The following is a 17,085-nucleotide window of genomic DNA, read 5'->3' on the forward strand; positions in this document are numbered from 1 at the left end:
TCAACCGCCTCAAAATGCTAAGGTTGTCCGTTTTTGTCTAGGAAAAATGTAGCGGAACAGAATTGTTTATAAATGATTTAGGATTGCTATATAATTCTACAAAAATGTTGATATATAAGCTTAAAATATGCTATAATTGCCTACCGTCTGAAATTATTTTGTTGCAAAACTAGGCTAAATTTATATAAGTAATACCAATACCTGTTATTGCCTACAATCAGCCTAGAAGTAGCTTTTTTGTTGTTTATTAATGAGGTGAACATGGCCAAGCGCCGCAATCCCAAGAAAGAAAAGGCGCTACGGAACCAGGCGTATGCCCGAAAGTTTCGTAAACGGACTACAACGGGACGTTTCCAAAGAAGGTTCCAACAAAGACCGCCGAAGAATGAAGAGGATGAGGGCGCAGCATCAATAGCTGCTGCTGAGTAAGTTCTCTGTGAGAATTTATTTTGCCTGATCGCTTTTTAAGGTGTGAGGGCGTACATAATGTACGCCTTTGTAGGTTATTTAGCAGTCATTTGGGCGCGGGCGCTAAGGAGTGCGCCTTTGACTTGTGCAAACCCTGTGCCACCGTAGCTATTACGAGCTGCAACCACTTGCTGGGGTAAAATTGCCTGGTAAATGTCTTCTGCAAACGCTGGATGAAGTTGTTGCCACTCCTCCAAGGTCAAATCTTTGAGGAGTTTTCCGGCAGCAATACTAGTTTTTACGACTTTTCCCACAAGATTGTATGCTTCTCGGAAAGGAACACCCCGTGCGGCAAGATAGTCTCCTACATCGGTAGCATTAGAAAAGTCTTCTGCAACTGCTTCTGCCAAGCGCTGAGTACGGAATTCTAACCCTTCTTGGAGTAAAATTGTCATTGCTTCTAAACAAGCTTTGACTGTGACGACACTGTCAAATAAACCTTCTTTGTCTTCTTGTAGGTCTTTGTTGTAAGCCAAGGGTAGCCCCTTCATCATCACCAACATTGCCTGCAGATGACCAAATACACGTCCAGTTTTCCCGCGCACCAATTCCGGTACGTCGGGGTTCTTTTTTTGGGGCATAATGCTAGAACCTGTCGCGCAGCTATCTTTAAGAGTCACAAAGCTAAATTCCTCTGAAGCCCAAAGAATGACTTCTTCTGACAGACGACTCAGGTGAACCATAATCAGACTAGCAGCACAGAGAAATTCGATCGCAAAATCGCGATCGCTCACTCCATCAAGACTATTTGCATAAACTCCCTCAAAATCCAACAGTTTTGCTGTGTAGTGGCGATCTATAGGGAAAGTTGTTCCAGCCAAAGCACCGCACCCCAATGGTGAGATATTAACTCGGCGAGAAACATCTCCTAAACGTTCCCAGTCACGTTGCGCCATATGAAAGTATGCCAGCAAGTGGTGAGCTAAACTCAAAGGTTGGGCACGTTGTAGGTGAGTATAACCAGGAATCAGCGTTTCAACGTTTTTTTCGGCGATATCTAGTAAAACTTGTTGAAATTCTCGCAATTGCTCGCGGATTTGTTGAATTTGATCGCGGAGATAGAGTCTAGTATCAGTACCGACTTGGTCGTTGCGGGAGCGAGCAGTGTGTAACTTCTTACCCAAGTCGCCAACAATTTCCACAAGACGCCGTTCAACAGCAAAGTGTACGTCTTCCGCTTCGATACCTGGGTGAAATTTGTCTTGGCGATATTCCTGGCGAATTTGCTCTAAACCTGCAACGAGTTGCTCTCCTTCTTCTGGGGAAATGATACCAGTGTGAGCTAGCATTTTGGCATGAGCTTGAGAGCCAGTGAGGTCATATTCAATTAATTGAATGTCAAAATTAATACTTGCATTAAACAGAGCGATCGCAGGATGTAGTGCCGATTCAAACCGTTGACTCCAAGTTTGTTGTTTTGTCATGGGTATGGGAAAGTTATGAGCAATAAATTATGAACTATGAAACTTTTTAGCATTCATAATTGATAATGCATAATTTATATTTGGCAAAATTGGTAAACTAACTGATACATCAACCTTCAGCACAAAAGCGCTTCAAGTGAAGTCTCAATCATTTAGTGTCTAATTAACTACTCATGAGAAGGTTAAACGGTAAATGAGTTCATCGGAAAGTTTTCCTTTGACGAACTCCACGTTTTTATTGACGTTGTACAGTTCAAACCCAAGCTTCTCAACCACCTTACGGGAGGCATGGTTTTGCTCGTTCACACTAGCGTACAGGGCGGGAAAGTCGAAACGGCTTCGAGCAAGAGCAATCGCTCTTGAACAGTAGACAGGCGCGTATCCCCGGTTCTGGAAGTCTACGAAAGTCATGAAGCCGATTTCTGCGTATGCATCATCGAAAATACCTATCTCGACAACTCCAACGTACTGCTGTTGTGGAACTATCACAACCCACTTCAGCCAAATCATAGTGTCGTTATCTGGCGATTTTTCTAGTGCGGCGAACTTGAACTTTTGCTTGAGAGCCGAGAGAATCGGGATGTTATCTTCTAGGTATTCGTATAATCTCACGTCACTCAGGTGAGAGTACAGCAGTTCGGCGTAGTGTTCCGTTACCTTTTCTAAATGCAAAAGCACCGGCGCTTTGTCCATGTCGCGTTTCGTTTTTCTCCAATTATGTAAACACCAGTGCAAATTTCTCCACAAATTGCAAAGTGCAGAGAATTTTAATTCCTTAATTTATAAGCTGTACGCACAATTTGCCCCGCCAACACTGCTGCACCAAAACCATTATCAATATTCACCACACCAACACCAGCAGCACAAGAGTTGAGCATTGTCAAGAGTGGCGCTAAACCGCCAAAACTTGCACCGTAACCAATGCTAGTAGGAACAGCGACAACAGGACAATCTGCCAAACCCGCAACTACACTGGGTAAAGCGCCTTCCATCCCCGCTACGACAATCAAAACTGACGCTGATTCAATTACATGGCGGTTATTTAGTAAACGGTGAATTCCTGCAACTCCCACATCCCAAAGACGCTGCACATGGAAACCAGAAAGTTCTGCGGTGACAGCAGCTTCCTCAGCAACGGGTAAATCAGCAGTGCCAGCAGAAAGAATCCCAATTGTGCCAGGATACTGTGGTTCAATGGTGGGGGGAGTAATTGCACAAATTCGCGCCAAGTTGTAGTAGCGCAAATCTTGAACTTTTGTTTCTAGTACGGCGAAAACATCTGGTTCTATGCGCGTTGCCATCACCACTGAATTACGCTGGCGCATAGCTTCCATAATTTGAGCAATTTGATCAGGAGTTTTGCCCGGTCCCCAAATGACTTCTGGAAATCCTGTTCTTAAGGCGCGATGATGGTCAACTTTGGCAAAATCGCCTACAGGTTCATAAGCTAAGTGTTTCAGTTTTTCTAATGCTCCATCTGGAGTAACGTTACCATTGGCAACGGATTCTAAGAGCGATCGCACTTCTTCAGGTTGACTCACGGCAATTTTGGATGTTAACTTATGGATTTTAGATTTTGGATTAGGGATTGGGAATTGGGGAATCGTTTCTTCCCCATTTTCCATTACCCACTTTCCTATCTAAACTCTATTTTGTTACTTTCAGTTGAATCTGACATCTTGCACCATTCTCAACAAAACCTAAAAAACCGGGCTTGTGAACGGCAAATTAAGGTTTACAAGTGTCGTCATTCTCAAGAAACCCGGTTTTTGACCCTGGTGCAAGATCTGAGCCGACCACGGGCGGTGCGCCACCCGCTATGAATGAAAGAAACACCTCTTTCCCTTCTTCCCTGTTCCCTGTTCCCTGTGTTTCTTGAGAGTTGAATTCAAAAAGTAAACGATTTGCTTACTAGAGTCGAATCACTAACTCCAGATGCAAATCCTGTGGGCATCATATACTTCGGTCTTGCTGGGAAAGATTTGCCAGGTATTTCTGGAAGCCCATCTGATTGATCCACCGCTTTTAGCTTTAAGGGTTGGGATGGCTTTACTGCCAAAGTTAGCTCTATACCTTCTTTAGGAAGGGCAAAATAATTGAAACCCCACTCCTTTGCAGAGGCAGTGCGATCACTTGTATAGTTGTCGATTTTCTTCCCATTCAGTGCTGCCCCGAGAACTTCTGTATTTGAGTCTAAGTATATACGTATAATACGTGCTTGGCGAGGCGAGGTAATACGCATACGTACAGTTCTGGTGCCATCACGCACGTCGTTACTGAGTGGCTCGATTAGGGGTGTAGTCAGTTGTACTACAGGAGCCTGACTTTTGAGAAATTTCCTTGAGACTGTAGGAAAATATTCAGCTAATTTAGTTTGTTCTGTATCCTTAGAAAGGAACTGGGATGTCCACTCGTCTGGTTGTTTATCAGCACTCGCCCAGATTGCTTTCCTTGTGTCGGCATTCAAACCATAAAAGATACTGTTTGGTTTGGGATGGCTAGCGTCAAAACCTGCTGTTAAGCTACCGAGGACAATAAAACTTAAACTTACCAGTATTGAAGCGGTGGGCAACAACCATTTGTTTGGAATTGCCATCAGGCAAAGGTGGGGAATTAGCAATCCAAGTAGTAGCACGACCAGAACCATTACCACAAAAGACAATTCTAGGGTAAGTGCGACGAATACCAAGTAAATTGTGGGAGCAAGCAGGATGATGCCTGGAATGGCGCAAGCAGTTAGGACTACCAAGCGTTTGACCTTGGCACAATCCCGATTGTCAGCAAATATAAACCCCAATCCTACAAGACTAAACAGTAGCGGCCATGTAAATAGATAACTAGCACCGGGCAAATACACGCTAGTCAGCACCATAAATATCAGCCACCAAAGCAATGCGCCAAGTGTTAAGTTTTGTATACTTATCTTTTTGCGGAACCAAACATAAAGACCTGAGGTAATGGCAATGGTGAGGGCTACAAAGCTTAACATGTAAAATTGGCTGTTATAAGTATCGCCCTGAGGAAATGCTTTATACCCACTGTGCAAGCTCCCTATCATCCACCAGGTAAGTGTCACAATCAGCGAAGCACTGACAATACTTAACACAAAAGCAAGAAAGCCTAAACTAATACCAGAGAACGTCAACTGCTTTCTTCTAAAACCGAGTACCACCACCCCAACAAATAATAAAACTACAAAAACTGTCAAAGGAGCAACCCACAGACTGGGGTAGTGAATAAGAGCTAAGCCTAAGATGTCAAAATAGACACAATCGCTTTTTTTTGTATCTTTTAAATCTAAGTTGCCAAAATGACGTGTCAAAGCCAAGGCATAGTCGCCGTGGTGCTGGAGGCTGCGCTGATCAATATTTTCCAGATTGTCAGAAAAAGTGTGATAATGAATGACACCATTCAAATAAGCAAAATTAAATCCAGGAAATCCCGCCTGTTTGAACATCGTTAAATCGGTATCATTTGGCAAAAGCTTATAAATGCTATAAGTGAGTGAATTGGCAACTGGATGGGTGGCGGCTTTAGCAAACTCCTGAATCAGCCATCCATTATCACTGCTAGTTTCAAACATTACTGAAGCACCGTTATTTCCACGGGCTTCAAAATTGAGCACAAGTCCAACATCTTTAGCCCAAGGATGTTCATCTACAAAAGCTTTTGCTCCTAAAAGCCCTGGTTCTTCACCATCACTGATGAGAAAAATAACATCATTTCTTAAGGGTGAACCTGCTCTTAAAGCTCTAATAGTTTCTAGCATTGCCACGACAGCAGCACCATCATCACTGGCACCAGAACCGTTTGGCACTGAGTCGTAGTGAGCGGCAACTAAAATAGCCTTAGTGTTATTTGTTCCTTGTAGTCTGGCAATAATATTATGTACAGTTCCGGCTACAAATGGAGTACCCCATCTAGGGTTGACAACCGTTGTTTTCTGAACTGTTGGGCTAAGTCCCTGAGCGGTCAATTCTTGTAAGATGTAATCGCGTACTTTTGTGTGTTCAGGTGAACCAATTGGGTGAGGTTTTTGGGCGATCGCCTCAAGGTGTTTCATCGCACGACCAGAAGAAAACTCCGCTAGAGGTGCGTTTATGGGTGCTGCGGCGGGAGGATTTAGCTGGTAAACCCCAATGAATGCAAAAAAGAGAATTAACAAAAAGGTAACGATTTTCATCTTTTTCATGCTCAGTTACCCTGGTTTTGATATGGTCTTATACCCAAAAGTAGGGTGGCCTCATTTTGTTAGTTTTGATTAACACCCTACCGATTTTTCATACAGCGATGCTCGCCACTTTTTCGGCAATTTTGGTTTTGAACTTGTGCCTTTGGTTGCAACTGGTCATGCAGGCGTTGCATTCAGTCGTAACAGAATAGCGGAAAGTTCCTCTGCGTTGATAGCCTTAAGCAGGGCAGAGTGGAACGATGCTAAATGTTTTGCAATGCATCCGGCAGTTCATCCTCCACCAGCCTTAGACGAGGATACAAATAACCCCCAACTGTTGCCACCACAGTGAGTACTCCCATCACAACAAACAATAGGGCAATGCCGTATCCTTTTCCTACGCCAATAATCTTTCCAATACTTCCAGCTAGAGGTCCGCCAACAGCAAGCAGTGGCTCGAATACTCGGTCTGCCAACGGTCCTGCAATGACATACGCAAGTGGCAAAGATGCCGAGGCAATCATTCGCCGCACGGCAAAAACTCGTCCCTGTACATCAGGCGGTACCTTGCTCTGCCAGATAGCCTGACTCGAGCCGTTGATCAGGGGTATGCCAAAGAAGTAAAAAAATGCAGTAAAAAAGAAGACAGGGACAGAGGGTCGGAGTCCAGAAAAGAAAATGCATAACCCACCTAAGAATGTGAAGGTTAGGACATTGTAGATGCGGCGCTTGCCACCGCCCCAAACGGTCATTACCAAACTACCGAGCAGCATTCCACTGCCACCAACGGATAGCACTGTGCCAAGCAGGGCGACGGGACCGAATGCCAGCACTAGGGGCGTAACCAACACGCTGACAACTCCCATGACGAAATTGCTACCAGCAAAGAAGATCAATAACCCCAGTAATCCGGGTCGTGCGGTGATATAAGACCAACCATAAGCAGATTCATGCAAAAGCGTTCCCTGCCCTTTTTTACCTTCGGTGGTAGTTTCAGGTCGGGGAAATCGAACGAGCAGCAGTGTAACGAGAGAGAAAGCAAAGGTGGCGACATCAATCAGCATTACACCTTGGATGTGGAGCGTCACAACTAAAAGACCCGCCACCGTTGGTGATAGAATCTGCGCTGTTGCATCTGCGACTTGCACCATACCGCTAGCGCGACCAAGGTGTTGCTTGGGAACGAGCAAGGTCGTTGCGACAGTATAGGCTGGTAACTGAAAGGCGTTAAAGGTAGAAATGGCACTAATTCCTAAGAAGATCTGCCAAACATTCAACTGATTAGCAAAAAGTAGCAGTGCCATGAGCAATGTGCTGAAGCCTGCCCCAGCATCATTAAGTATCATCGTCCAGCGACGATCCCAGCGATCCACAAGCGCACCTGCTAGTGGTGATATCAGGATACCTGGTAGGGTAGTGAACAAGGAAATGAGCGCAAACTGCGTCGCCGAGCCAGTGCGCTGGTACACCCAGATGCCCAATGCGAAACTGGTCAGACCAGAGCCAAACAGTGATACAAGTTGCCCCAACCAGATGAGTGCAAAAACCAGCATCCTGCGATCTAAAGTGCTTTGTGCCATTGAAAATCCTTCATCAACTGGGAAAACACTGCCTTATCGGCTTTGTTTCTGTCTGCCAAACGCAAGTACAAAGGAACATTCCTATCCCCCGTACGAACGATATCCATGACAAATTGCCTGAGGTCTAGTCGATGATCTCTGAAATAGCCGGAGATGATGTGAATTGATCTGGATTCAGCTTCATCCTTTTGCTGATCAGCCACTCAACTACTATAAGGCTTCATCACGAATAAACTTTGTAGCTAGCTTGGTAAGATTTGATTCAGCGCTAAACAAGGAAATGTGGTCACCATGTAACTCTATATGTAGAGTCGCATTTGAGAGCTTGTCAGCTACAAACAAAGAGCCTTCTGGATGAGCCGTAGTGTCATCTTTGCTTGTCACTACCAACGTAGGCTGCAATACCTTATTTAAAAAAGGTATTATGTCGGCATTCATTATGCTCCCGTTCAGTTTACCATAACGGAAAAACAGCTCTCCAGTTACATACGGGTAGAGTATTAGATGAGCCAAATGCATAGGTATATTTTCTAGGATGGCTGGCTGAGCAAACAATTTCTGTAATGATGCAGCCTGAGTTCGATTACTTCCAGCCATAGACATCAGTATTTGTAAATCTTTCTGGTGTCGAGTTTTTTGGCAATTATCACCGAGTTCAAAATCACCATGCCACAGACTAAGCGATGATACTCGCTCTGGTTGTAATGATGCTGCTGTTAGTGCGATCGCCGCTCCACCACACAAACCCATTACATGACTGCAATCAATGCCAAAGTAATCCATTACAGCAAACAAATCTTTTGCTTGAGAAAAAACATCATAGCCCAGAGCGTCGAAATTTTCAGTTTTTCCAAATAGACCACGGCTTTCCCATGTAATCACATAATGCTCCTGTGACAAATAGTGCACCCAGTACTCACATAATTCAACAGGCATGCCACAGGGTGGCACAATGATAACCACTTTTCCATTAGCCACTCCTCCTGCATATGCTCTCAACAAAGCACCATCGAAGGAAATAACCTCTGAGCGCTTGAAATAGGATTCAAGGCTATGATTGACAACTTCATCAACAATTTCATCCACATTTGATAGTAACTCCATTGGCGCTTGAAAATTAGACCAATAGTCTGGAGTAAGAGCCAACCGATTGCTAACCACATGCTCGAATGTAGTCATATTATGTAAAATCTTGGGACAAAATTCTAGTTGGCGCATATCGAGCCGTGTAGTAATTTTGTTTAACAAGTCTTTGATTCCGAAACTGTTAGTTGAACAGCTAAATCCACCTAACTCTGAGGTAAACTTTCCGTTCAATACAGTTGAAACACGCACAGAGTCTTCAAGTGCATTTACTAATGTACTTACAGAAAGTAAAGCCTTTGTAAGGTCTGCGACTGCTTGTTTGGTTTCTTGATTCATAACTTCCCGCCTGTCTACATATTCAGTTTTTTTGTCTACAGGATAATCAGATCCATTCACAGTCAGTTGTAAGCTCATTCGTCACCTCGCCAGTATTGATCGTAGATTTTGGTTCAAACATAAGGACTTGAACTTCTTCATCAGCAATCGGAAGGTGCTGAACACCTCTAGGAATGACAGCAAAATCTCCTTCTCGCAACGTAAGCTCCCGATCTGACAACTTAATTTTTAATACCCCTTTGACAACAAGAAATAATTCATCCTCATTATCATGTTGATGCCAGACAAACTCACCCTTAAACTTTGCCAGCTTGACATACTGACCGTTTAGTTCACCGACAATTTTTGGAGACCAATATTTATCGATCAAGCTAAACTTTTCTGCTAATTCCACTTTTTCACTAGCAATTTGGTTCATGTATTCCACCTCAGTCACAAAGATTAACTAGAGCAACTTAATTATTTGTAGTATGGTTTCATGGCAAGCGTTACCCACCGAAACCATACCATTGTTGGGTGAGAGTCTCTCAAACGCCAGTCCCCTAGGGAGGGAAACCCTCCTATGGCACAAAGTGCGACGCTGCGCGAACAGGGCTGGCTCCCCAACCTAGATTATAATTTCGTTGAATTTAGTTGTTCTACTTATCTTTCTTCATGCAGGCCACAGTTAAAGGGTTTGCCTCTCATTGTGTGGGTTGCAATACGATTGTGAGTGAACTCATTCTTACCTGAAACTAATACTGCACCGTATTTCTCCAGATCAATACTTCCACCATATTCCGTCACTATTTCAGTATCAGGATAAATTCTTACAGAGGTTGGAACGTAGCGAGCAACATAACCCAATCGCATATCTTTTGTTTTTCCACTATGAGGATGCGAAGCATGCATCAGTGTTGACCAGAAAATAATGAATTGTCCAGGGCGCATTACCATTGACACGCTTTTTGATTCGTCGGGTGTCCAGTCTGGATCGATTTGTAACTCGCGGTAATCATAACCAAAGAAGCCGCGTTTAATCTCCTGGTTTTCATTTATGTTGTTGATCTGCTCTGGATCATAGTGCATTCGTTTAGTTTCGTCATAGTACATCGTCCGATGAGTGGCAGGGATGAACTGAAGGCAGCCGTTATCTATAGTGGCTTCCGTAAAAGCTGACCACACAGTTATTGTGCCGCCAAAGTCCTCAGCTTCTGGCCATACAATTTGAGGTGAACCGGAAGCATTAGCAAAAGTGTCTGCCTGATGCCAAGCTGTGCCCTCGTCACCGGGATACTTAGGGAAAAACTCAGATCGCCAGCATAGAACATTAGGACCTAGGATACTGCTGACTCTATCAACGATTTCTGGACGACAGACATGATCTGCCAAAAAAGAAACATCGAGATGGCGATCATAGTTTGAAATATTAGTTACTCCTGAAACTGCTTTGTCGTCCTTATAGACAGCTTTGCTCCGATCAAGCATAATACGGCGTTCTTTCTGCCACAATGCTTTCATCTCTTCGGGTTCGTATAAAGTAAACGGACCTATATACCCTTGCTCATGAAACTTTATTAGCTCTTCTTGAGTAAGAGAAAATTTTTGAAGTTTGGTGTGAATGTTCTGCATTATCTTGTTTCCAATTAGGGTAAAAGTTTAATTCTTAGGGACAGGGAGATGGATCGTTTTGCGTCAACTTACTTTGACAAGCTGTTGATTACGTAATTCAGCATCAACACATCTAGCTAAATGGGAAATTGTGGCTCCTTCAACCATTGAACTTAGATCCAGAGATATTCCAAAGTGTTCATTTATTCTCCCAAAAAGGCGTATTAGAGCTAAGGAGGTTCCACCGAGATCAAAAAAGTCATCATTTGTACTTGTGCAATTAATTTCAAGGAGGTCTTCCCAAATTTCGGTCACCACTTGCTCAGTAGAAGTCTTGGAAGCATTTAATTCCGTGCTAGAAATAGACTTATCTACACATGGAATAGGTAGGGCACGTCGGTCAACTTTGCCATGTGCAGTGATTGGAAGTTCTCTCAGGATAGAGTAAGCTGAGGGTCTCATGTGGATAGGCAATTCTACTCCTGCGTATTGAGCCAAATTACTGCGAAGTTCTTCAGTCGTCTCTATAGTCATACTCAAATTAGGAGTTGGCACTATATAAGCTATTAGACGGACATCACCATCACCATAATCATGTGGTATCACAACACAAGAGGTAACCTGAGGATGGCTTCTCAGGCACATCTCAATTTCCCTGGGTTCTATCCGAAATCCGCGTACCTTGATTTGTTCATCGGCTCGACCAAGATAAATGAGTTCGCCATTATCCATACGAACAGCGCGATCGCCGGAATAGTACAATCTAGCTCCCTCTGTACTAAAGGAATGGTTTTGCAAAAAACGCTCGGCAGTAAGCTCAGGTCTATTATGATATCCACGGGCAAGACCTGGACCTGCGATATAAATATCTCCTGGGGTTCCATCCGGTACTGGCTGACCTGATGAATCTAACAAATGAATTTGCAAATCAGGAATTGGAGTACCAATCGGGCTGAGATCGGAGCTTGCTAAATCCTGTTTTGTAATCCTCCTGTAAGTTACGTGAACTGTAGTTTCGGTGATTCCGTACATATTTACTAATTGAGGACGTTGATCACCATAGCGAGCTATCCAGGGATCTAATAGCTTCAGTTCAAGAGCTTCTCCACCAAAAATCACGAGCCGTAGAGCGAAATCAGTGGATTCCTCACTAGCAATATCAGTTGCCACCAATTGACGAAATGCAGAGGGTGTTTGATTCAGAACCGTTATCCCCTTATGTGTCAACAAATTATGGAATTGTTTCGGCGAACGAGTAACCTCAAAGGGAACGATAACTAGGTGTCCTCCGTAGAGTAAAGCGCCCCAGATCTCCCATACTGAGAAATCAAATGCTACCGAATGAAACATTGTCCAGACATCTTTGTCATCAAAGTTAAACCATTGATGAGTTTGTTCAAATAAGCGAACAGCGTTGCGATGCTCAATCAACACACCTTTGGGAATTCCAGTTGACCCAGATGTATAGATCACATAAGCGAGACTCCTATCATTACTAATAACCTGCCCAGAAGTTACAGGCTGATTGTTAAGTGAGGATAGATTTTCGTCAATACAAACAACTTTTACATTGAAGCCTTCTAAACATCCTGCTACACTCGATACACTCACTACCACTGCAACAGCACTATCTTCAAGTAATAAGCGAATACGATTGCTTGGGTAATTAGGGTCTATAGGAACATATGCTCCGCCAGCTTTTAGGATAGCAAGTATTCCCACGATCATTTCTATGCTTCGGTCAGTGCATAAACCAACTAGTACATCGGCACCAACCCCTAAAGATTGTAATTGGTGAGCGAGTTGATTGGCACGACAATTCAATTCCTCATAAGAAATTTGCTCATCTTTATAGGAAACAGCAATTTTATTAGGTGCTTGACGTGCTCTTGCTTCAAAAATTTCATGCAAGCATTTATTTGAAAACACAGCTGATTCAGACATTGTTTTAGACATTTTGATTTTTTCCACTTTAAGTTTCCTCCATCTGAATTAAAAGTAACGGTTCTTCTTCTGCACCGTTTATAAAAACCTCTCCAAAGCTAAACTTTAAAAGTTAGGTTTTCATAAACCCTCCTTATCTCCTAGACTTAGAGTCACGTCTGAGATGGTTTCTATCTTGTCTACAGACCTCAACTACATCTCCTTGTATTCTCATTCCAGAATAAATTACCATCAGCGAAACTGAATTGATTTACAGTTAGTTAACCATTGATTGTAATAAGGCAGAAAGTTTTTCTGCTACAACTTTTGCATTATCTAGGTTAAGTATATTTTGATGGTTAGCAGATATTTCATAATGCTCAACTCTTTCAACAAGAGCATCCCACTCAGAAGCTAAACTAGGGTTGCTTTCCCTCGCTCGAATCAGAACCATTGAACCTGGATAATATTGTGGAACGTAAGCTTTCATCGCCTCGTCATTTAGCTTGTAAACATTTAATAAATGTTGTGCAATATTTACATCAAAATCCAAGGAGACCAAATTTTGTTGTCTAGCTTGTTGCGTTACAAAAATTAATTGCTCATCAAGTTCCATTCGTCGCAAATCTTCTATTGACAAAGGTAGATTATCTGCAAAATGCTCTACTAATATAGAAGCATCGTCTATTGGTTCGTGGGTAATAGTATGAGGAGGATAAGCATCAATAACAACTAACAACCCTATTGATTGTTTTTGAGAGTAGCATTGTTTAGCCATCTCAAAAGCTATTACACCCCCAAGAGACCAGCCACAAAGTAAGTAAGGTCCTTTTGGTTGGATTGTTTGTATCTGTTCAAGATAGTGAGCAGCCATTTGTTCAATTTGAGTATGTGGCTGGCATTCAGGATTTAAGGCAATTGACTGAAGTCCGTATAGAGGTTGGTTAATACCTAAACAACTTGCTAACTCACGGTAACAAAGAATGTTACCTCCACCTGGATGGATACAGAATAACGGAGGTCGAGATCCTTGAGGTTGTATAGGAACAAGTGCAGAGAACGGGAGAGTCTGTGATGCGGCACGTATAAGCTTTGCCAAGTGTTCAATGGTGGGAGCTTGGAATAGCGTCTCAAGGGGTAAAAGTGTATTAAATTTCTGTTGAATCTGAGATATTAATAGCACAGTGAGCAGTGAATAGCCACCGAGTTCAAAAAAGTTATCTCGCACTCCAACTGGGTTTTTATTCAAAAGCTCTGACCAGATTTGAGCTAGTAAGAGTTCGATAGTATCTCGGGGTGGTACATAAGGAACATCATCGGCAGTTATTTTTGTTGTTGCCAAAGTTCTATTATCAACTTTACGCTCAGGAAGATTCTGTAAGGGTATTTGATCTATTTGCTGCTGGGGGTTAATTACAACTGTTTCCAATATTGTCTGAAAATTTTCTATCATCTGGACAATCGTGGACTGGTCAAAAAGGTCTGTACTGTACTCAAACCAACCTTTAAGTCCTTGTGCAGTATCTTCCAAATTCAGCGTCAAATCAAACTTTGCTGTTTTATCTTCAATCTCTAAGGAACTTACAGTTAAAGCGGGTAGATCAAAAGTTGGTGTAGGGACATTGAGGGAAAACATGGCTTGGAACAGAGGATTATAGCTTAAATTCCGCTCCGGTTGAAGTTCCTCAACTAGCTTTTCAAAGGGCAAGTCCTGATGCTCATAAGCACTCAAACTCATCTGACGAACTCTGGCTAATAACTCCCGAAAACTGGGGTTGCCAGACATGTTAGTACGTAATACTAGGGTGTTGACAAAAAAGCCAATCAGTTGCTCAATTTCAACTTGATTGCGATTAGCAACGGGAGAACCAACAACAATATCCTCCTGAGAGCTATAACGGTAAAACAATGTCTCAACAGCAGCTAATAAAGTCATAAATAAAGTGACTCCTTCCTGCTGGCTCAAGTTTTTGAGCGCATCACTCAGAGGTACAGACAGTGCTAACCTTTGTTTTGCTCCTCGAAAGCTCTGCACGTCTGGTCGTGGATAGTCAGTGGGGATGTCCAGTAATTTAGGAATACCAGCAAGTTGCTGCTTCCAATACGACATGTGAGTTTCGAGAACTTCGCCCTGCAGCCATTGTTGCTGCCAGTTAGCAAAATCGGCATACTGGATAGGTAGTGTCGGCAGCGAAGAAGGTAAGCCCATAGCAAAGGTTCGATAAAGCTCGGACAATTCTTGGATCAGAATCGCCATCGACCAGCCATCAGAAATAATGTGGTGCATTGTCACCAACAGCACGTACTCTTGTGTTCCTAAGGACACTAAGGTGGTGCGTAGTAAGGGAGCATTGCAGAGGTCAAAAGGCTGCTGAGCTTCTTGGTTTGCTAAACGTTGCACCTCAGCAGATAGATGTTGATTTGGAAGATGTTGCAACTCAACCACTGATATAGGCAGGATTAAGTTGGGAGAAATTACCTGTACTGGTTGCCCGTTGATAATTCTAAAGCTAGTTCTTAATACTTCGTGCCTACGCACAATTTCATGAAAACTTTTTTCTAACGTCGCTATATCAAGTGATCCTTGAATGTGAACAGCAGCAGAGATGTTATAAGCAGAGCTATCAGGCTGTAACTGAGCTAAAAACCATAGACTTGCTTGAGAGAAAGATAGCGAAAGAGGTTGATCTCTGGAAACTGTTTCTACTTTATGGGAATTTTGACCGCCTTGTTTTGATTGACGTAGCTTTTCAATGTTACTTGCCAACCCTAAAATGGTTGGCTCTTCAAAAAGACTCGTCAAGGGCATATCTATTTCAAAAGTTTTACAAATACGATACACCACTTGAGTTGCTCGCAAGGAATACCCACCCAACTTAAAAAAGTTATCGTTAATACTTATACTTTCAACTTCTAAAACTTGACGCCAAATCTCTGCGAGTTCTTTTTGTGTCTGTGTGTGAGGCTCAATGTAGGTTTTTTCTGAAATACACTCAGTGGATGACTCAATAATTGTTAGCTCCTCACACTCTTGCTTACGCTCGGGAAGCCTCTGTAAGGGTATTTGATCTATTTGCTGCTGAGGGTTAATTACAACTGTTTCTAAGATAATTTGAAAATTTTCTATCATCTGGACAATCGTGGACTGGTCAAAAAGGTCTGTACTGTACTCAAACCAACCTTTAAGTCCTTGTGGAGTCTCTTCCAAATTCAGCGTTAAATCAAACTTCGCCGTTTTATTGTCAATTTCAATAGGACTTAACTTCAGACCAGAAAATTCCAAAGATGGCATTGGTGTATTTTGGAAAGCAAACATTGTCTGAAATAAAGGAGCATGACTTAAATGTCGCTCAGGACTTAGGGATTCTACCAATTTCTCAAATGGTATATTTTGGTTTTTGAAGGTGTTTAAAACAACATCTCGAACCTGCCATAATACTTCGGTAAAGGTAAAATGATTTTCAAAATAAGACAGAAAAACTACAGTATTCACAAAGCAACCAATCAAATTTTCAATTTCAATCTGGTTGCGATTGGCTACAGGTGACCCTACCAAAATTTTGTCTTGCTCCAAATAGCGGTAAAGTAGGGTTTTAAAGGCAGTTAGTAGAGTGATAAAAAGCGTCGCTTCTTGCTGCTGACTTAGTATTTTAAGTTCTTCAACTAGGGGTTTACCTATAAAGAATGATTGCTTTGTCCCCCGGAAAGTCTGTTTTGTCGGTCGAGGTCTATCTGTCGGTAAATCCAAGACAGATAAGTTATTGCTTAGCTTTTGCTTCCAGTAGTCTAATTGAGTCTTTAACACCTCCCCCTGCAAATGATGTCGTTGCCAAACCGCAAAATCTCCATATTGAATTGGAAGAGCAGGAAGCGGTGAAGGTTTACCTGTAGAGAATGCCTCATAGAGTGCCGCTAGCTCTCGCACGAGCAGGCCAAGGGACCATCCATCGGAAACCGCATGATGCATAGTCAGCAATAGCACATGTTCTTCTGTAGATAAGCACAGGAGTTTGGCACGCACAAGAGAATCCTTTGTCAAATCGAAAGGCTGTTGGGCTTCCTCTACAGCTATTTCCATCACCTCGCCTTCCCGCTCAGTATCAGGGAATTTTTGAAGGTTGATCTTAGCCAGCGTTAAAGTCATATCTGGGACGATAACTTGGACTGGTTGGTCATCAACACAGAAAAATTTGGTTCGTAAGACTTCATGGCGCTGCACAATTTCGTTTAAGCTCTCCTCCAGCACCGCCACGTTGAGTTTACCCTGAATGCGTATAGCTGCGGGGATGTTGTAGGTAGGGGTTCCAGGCACCAGTTGGTCGAGAAACCATAGTTGTTGCTGGGCAAAGGAGAGAGGTAGTTCCTCAGGGTTTTCTCTTTTAGAAATCGTTGGCGTCCCCTCAAGTTCAATGCCCTCCTCTTGCAGCAGGTAGGCGAGAAGTTCACGCTGTTCTGGAGAAAGTCGAGTTTTGTCTGAAAAGTCTTTGATGTCTTTCATGCTTCACCT

At 42.9% G+C, this 17,085-nt stretch carries 12 protein-coding genes; 1 reads left to right on the plus strand and 11 read right to left on the minus strand.

Annotated features, from left to right (window positions below):
* Window positions 1-261: 261 nt before the first annotated feature.
* Window positions 262-429 carry an Asl3888 family RNA-binding protein gene (locus AC5590_RS22550; protein ID WP_169265640.1) on the plus strand — a complete coding sequence of 56 codons (168 nt, stop codon included), beginning with the start codon at window positions 262-264 and terminating at the stop codon, window positions 427-429.
* Between the two features lie 74 nt (window positions 430-503).
* Here AC5590_RS22550 and argH read toward each other — a convergent pair whose 3' ends face one another.
* From argH to AC5590_RS22605, 11 genes are all read right to left on the minus strand, one after another.
* A complete protein-coding gene (gene argH / locus AC5590_RS22555) occupies window positions 504-1,892 on the minus strand; it encodes an argininosuccinate lyase (RefSeq protein WP_169265641.1) in 1,389 nt (462 codons plus the stop codon).
* A 171-nt stretch (window positions 1,893-2,063) separates the two neighbouring features.
* On the minus strand, window positions 2,064-2,585 hold the full coding sequence (locus AC5590_RS22560) for a GNAT family N-acetyltransferase (protein ID WP_169265642.1): 522 nt from the start codon (window positions 2,583-2,585) through the stop codon (window positions 2,064-2,066).
* Between the two features lie 74 nt (window positions 2,586-2,659).
* Window positions 2,660-3,433 (minus strand): nickel pincer cofactor biosynthesis protein LarB, encoded by a 774-nt coding sequence (larB, locus tag AC5590_RS22565; RefSeq protein ID WP_169265664.1) that lies wholly within the window; start codon window positions 3,431-3,433, stop codon window positions 2,660-2,662.
* A 347-nt stretch (window positions 3,434-3,780) separates the two neighbouring features.
* Complete coding sequence (locus AC5590_RS22570; RefSeq protein WP_169265643.1) at window positions 3,781-6,084, minus strand: M20/M25/M40 family metallo-hydrolase; 2,304 nt, start codon at window positions 6,082-6,084, stop codon at window positions 3,781-3,783.
* Window positions 6,085-6,326: 242 nt separating this feature from the next.
* Window positions 6,327-7,643: an MFS transporter gene (locus tag AC5590_RS22575; protein WP_246162866.1), complete on the minus strand. Its 1,317-nt coding sequence runs from the start codon at window positions 7,641-7,643 to the stop codon at window positions 6,327-6,329.
* Window positions 7,625-7,846: a hypothetical protein gene (locus AC5590_RS22580; RefSeq protein ID WP_318284259.1), complete on the minus strand. Its 222-nt coding sequence runs from the start codon at window positions 7,844-7,846 to the stop codon at window positions 7,625-7,627. Before AC5590_RS22580 ends, AC5590_RS22575 begins: the two co-directional genes overlap by 19 nt.
* Window positions 7,847-7,853: 7 nt before the next feature.
* A complete protein-coding gene (locus tag AC5590_RS22585; protein WP_169265644.1) occupies window positions 7,854-9,143 on the minus strand; it encodes an alpha/beta fold hydrolase in 1,290 nt (429 codons plus the stop codon).
* Window positions 9,112-9,483: a cupin domain-containing protein gene (locus AC5590_RS22590; protein ID WP_169265645.1), complete on the minus strand. Its 372-nt coding sequence runs from the start codon at window positions 9,481-9,483 to the stop codon at window positions 9,112-9,114. The genes AC5590_RS22585 and AC5590_RS22590 overlap by 32 nt, the downstream gene beginning before the upstream one ends.
* A gap of 224 nt (window positions 9,484-9,707) precedes the next feature.
* The gene (locus AC5590_RS22595; RefSeq protein ID WP_169265646.1) at window positions 9,708-10,676 is read right to left on the minus strand and encodes a chlorinating enzyme; all 969 of its coding nucleotides are present in this window, start codon (window positions 10,674-10,676) and stop codon (window positions 9,708-9,710) included.
* 63 nt (window positions 10,677-10,739) lie between these two features.
* The gene (locus AC5590_RS22600; protein ID WP_169265647.1) at window positions 10,740-12,611 is read right to left on the minus strand and encodes an amino acid adenylation domain-containing protein; all 1,872 of its coding nucleotides are present in this window, start codon (window positions 12,609-12,611) and stop codon (window positions 10,740-10,742) included.
* Window positions 12,612-12,855: 244 nt separating this feature from the next.
* Complete coding sequence (locus AC5590_RS22605) at window positions 12,856-17,076, minus strand: condensation domain-containing protein (protein ID WP_169265648.1); 4,221 nt, start codon at window positions 17,074-17,076, stop codon at window positions 12,856-12,858.
* Window positions 17,077-17,085: the final 9 nt, after the last annotated feature.

Source organism: Brasilonema octagenarum UFV-OR1 (assembly GCF_963888615.1).
GTDB lineage: Bacteria > Cyanobacteriota > Cyanobacteriia > Cyanobacteriales > Nostocaceae > Brasilonema > Brasilonema sennae.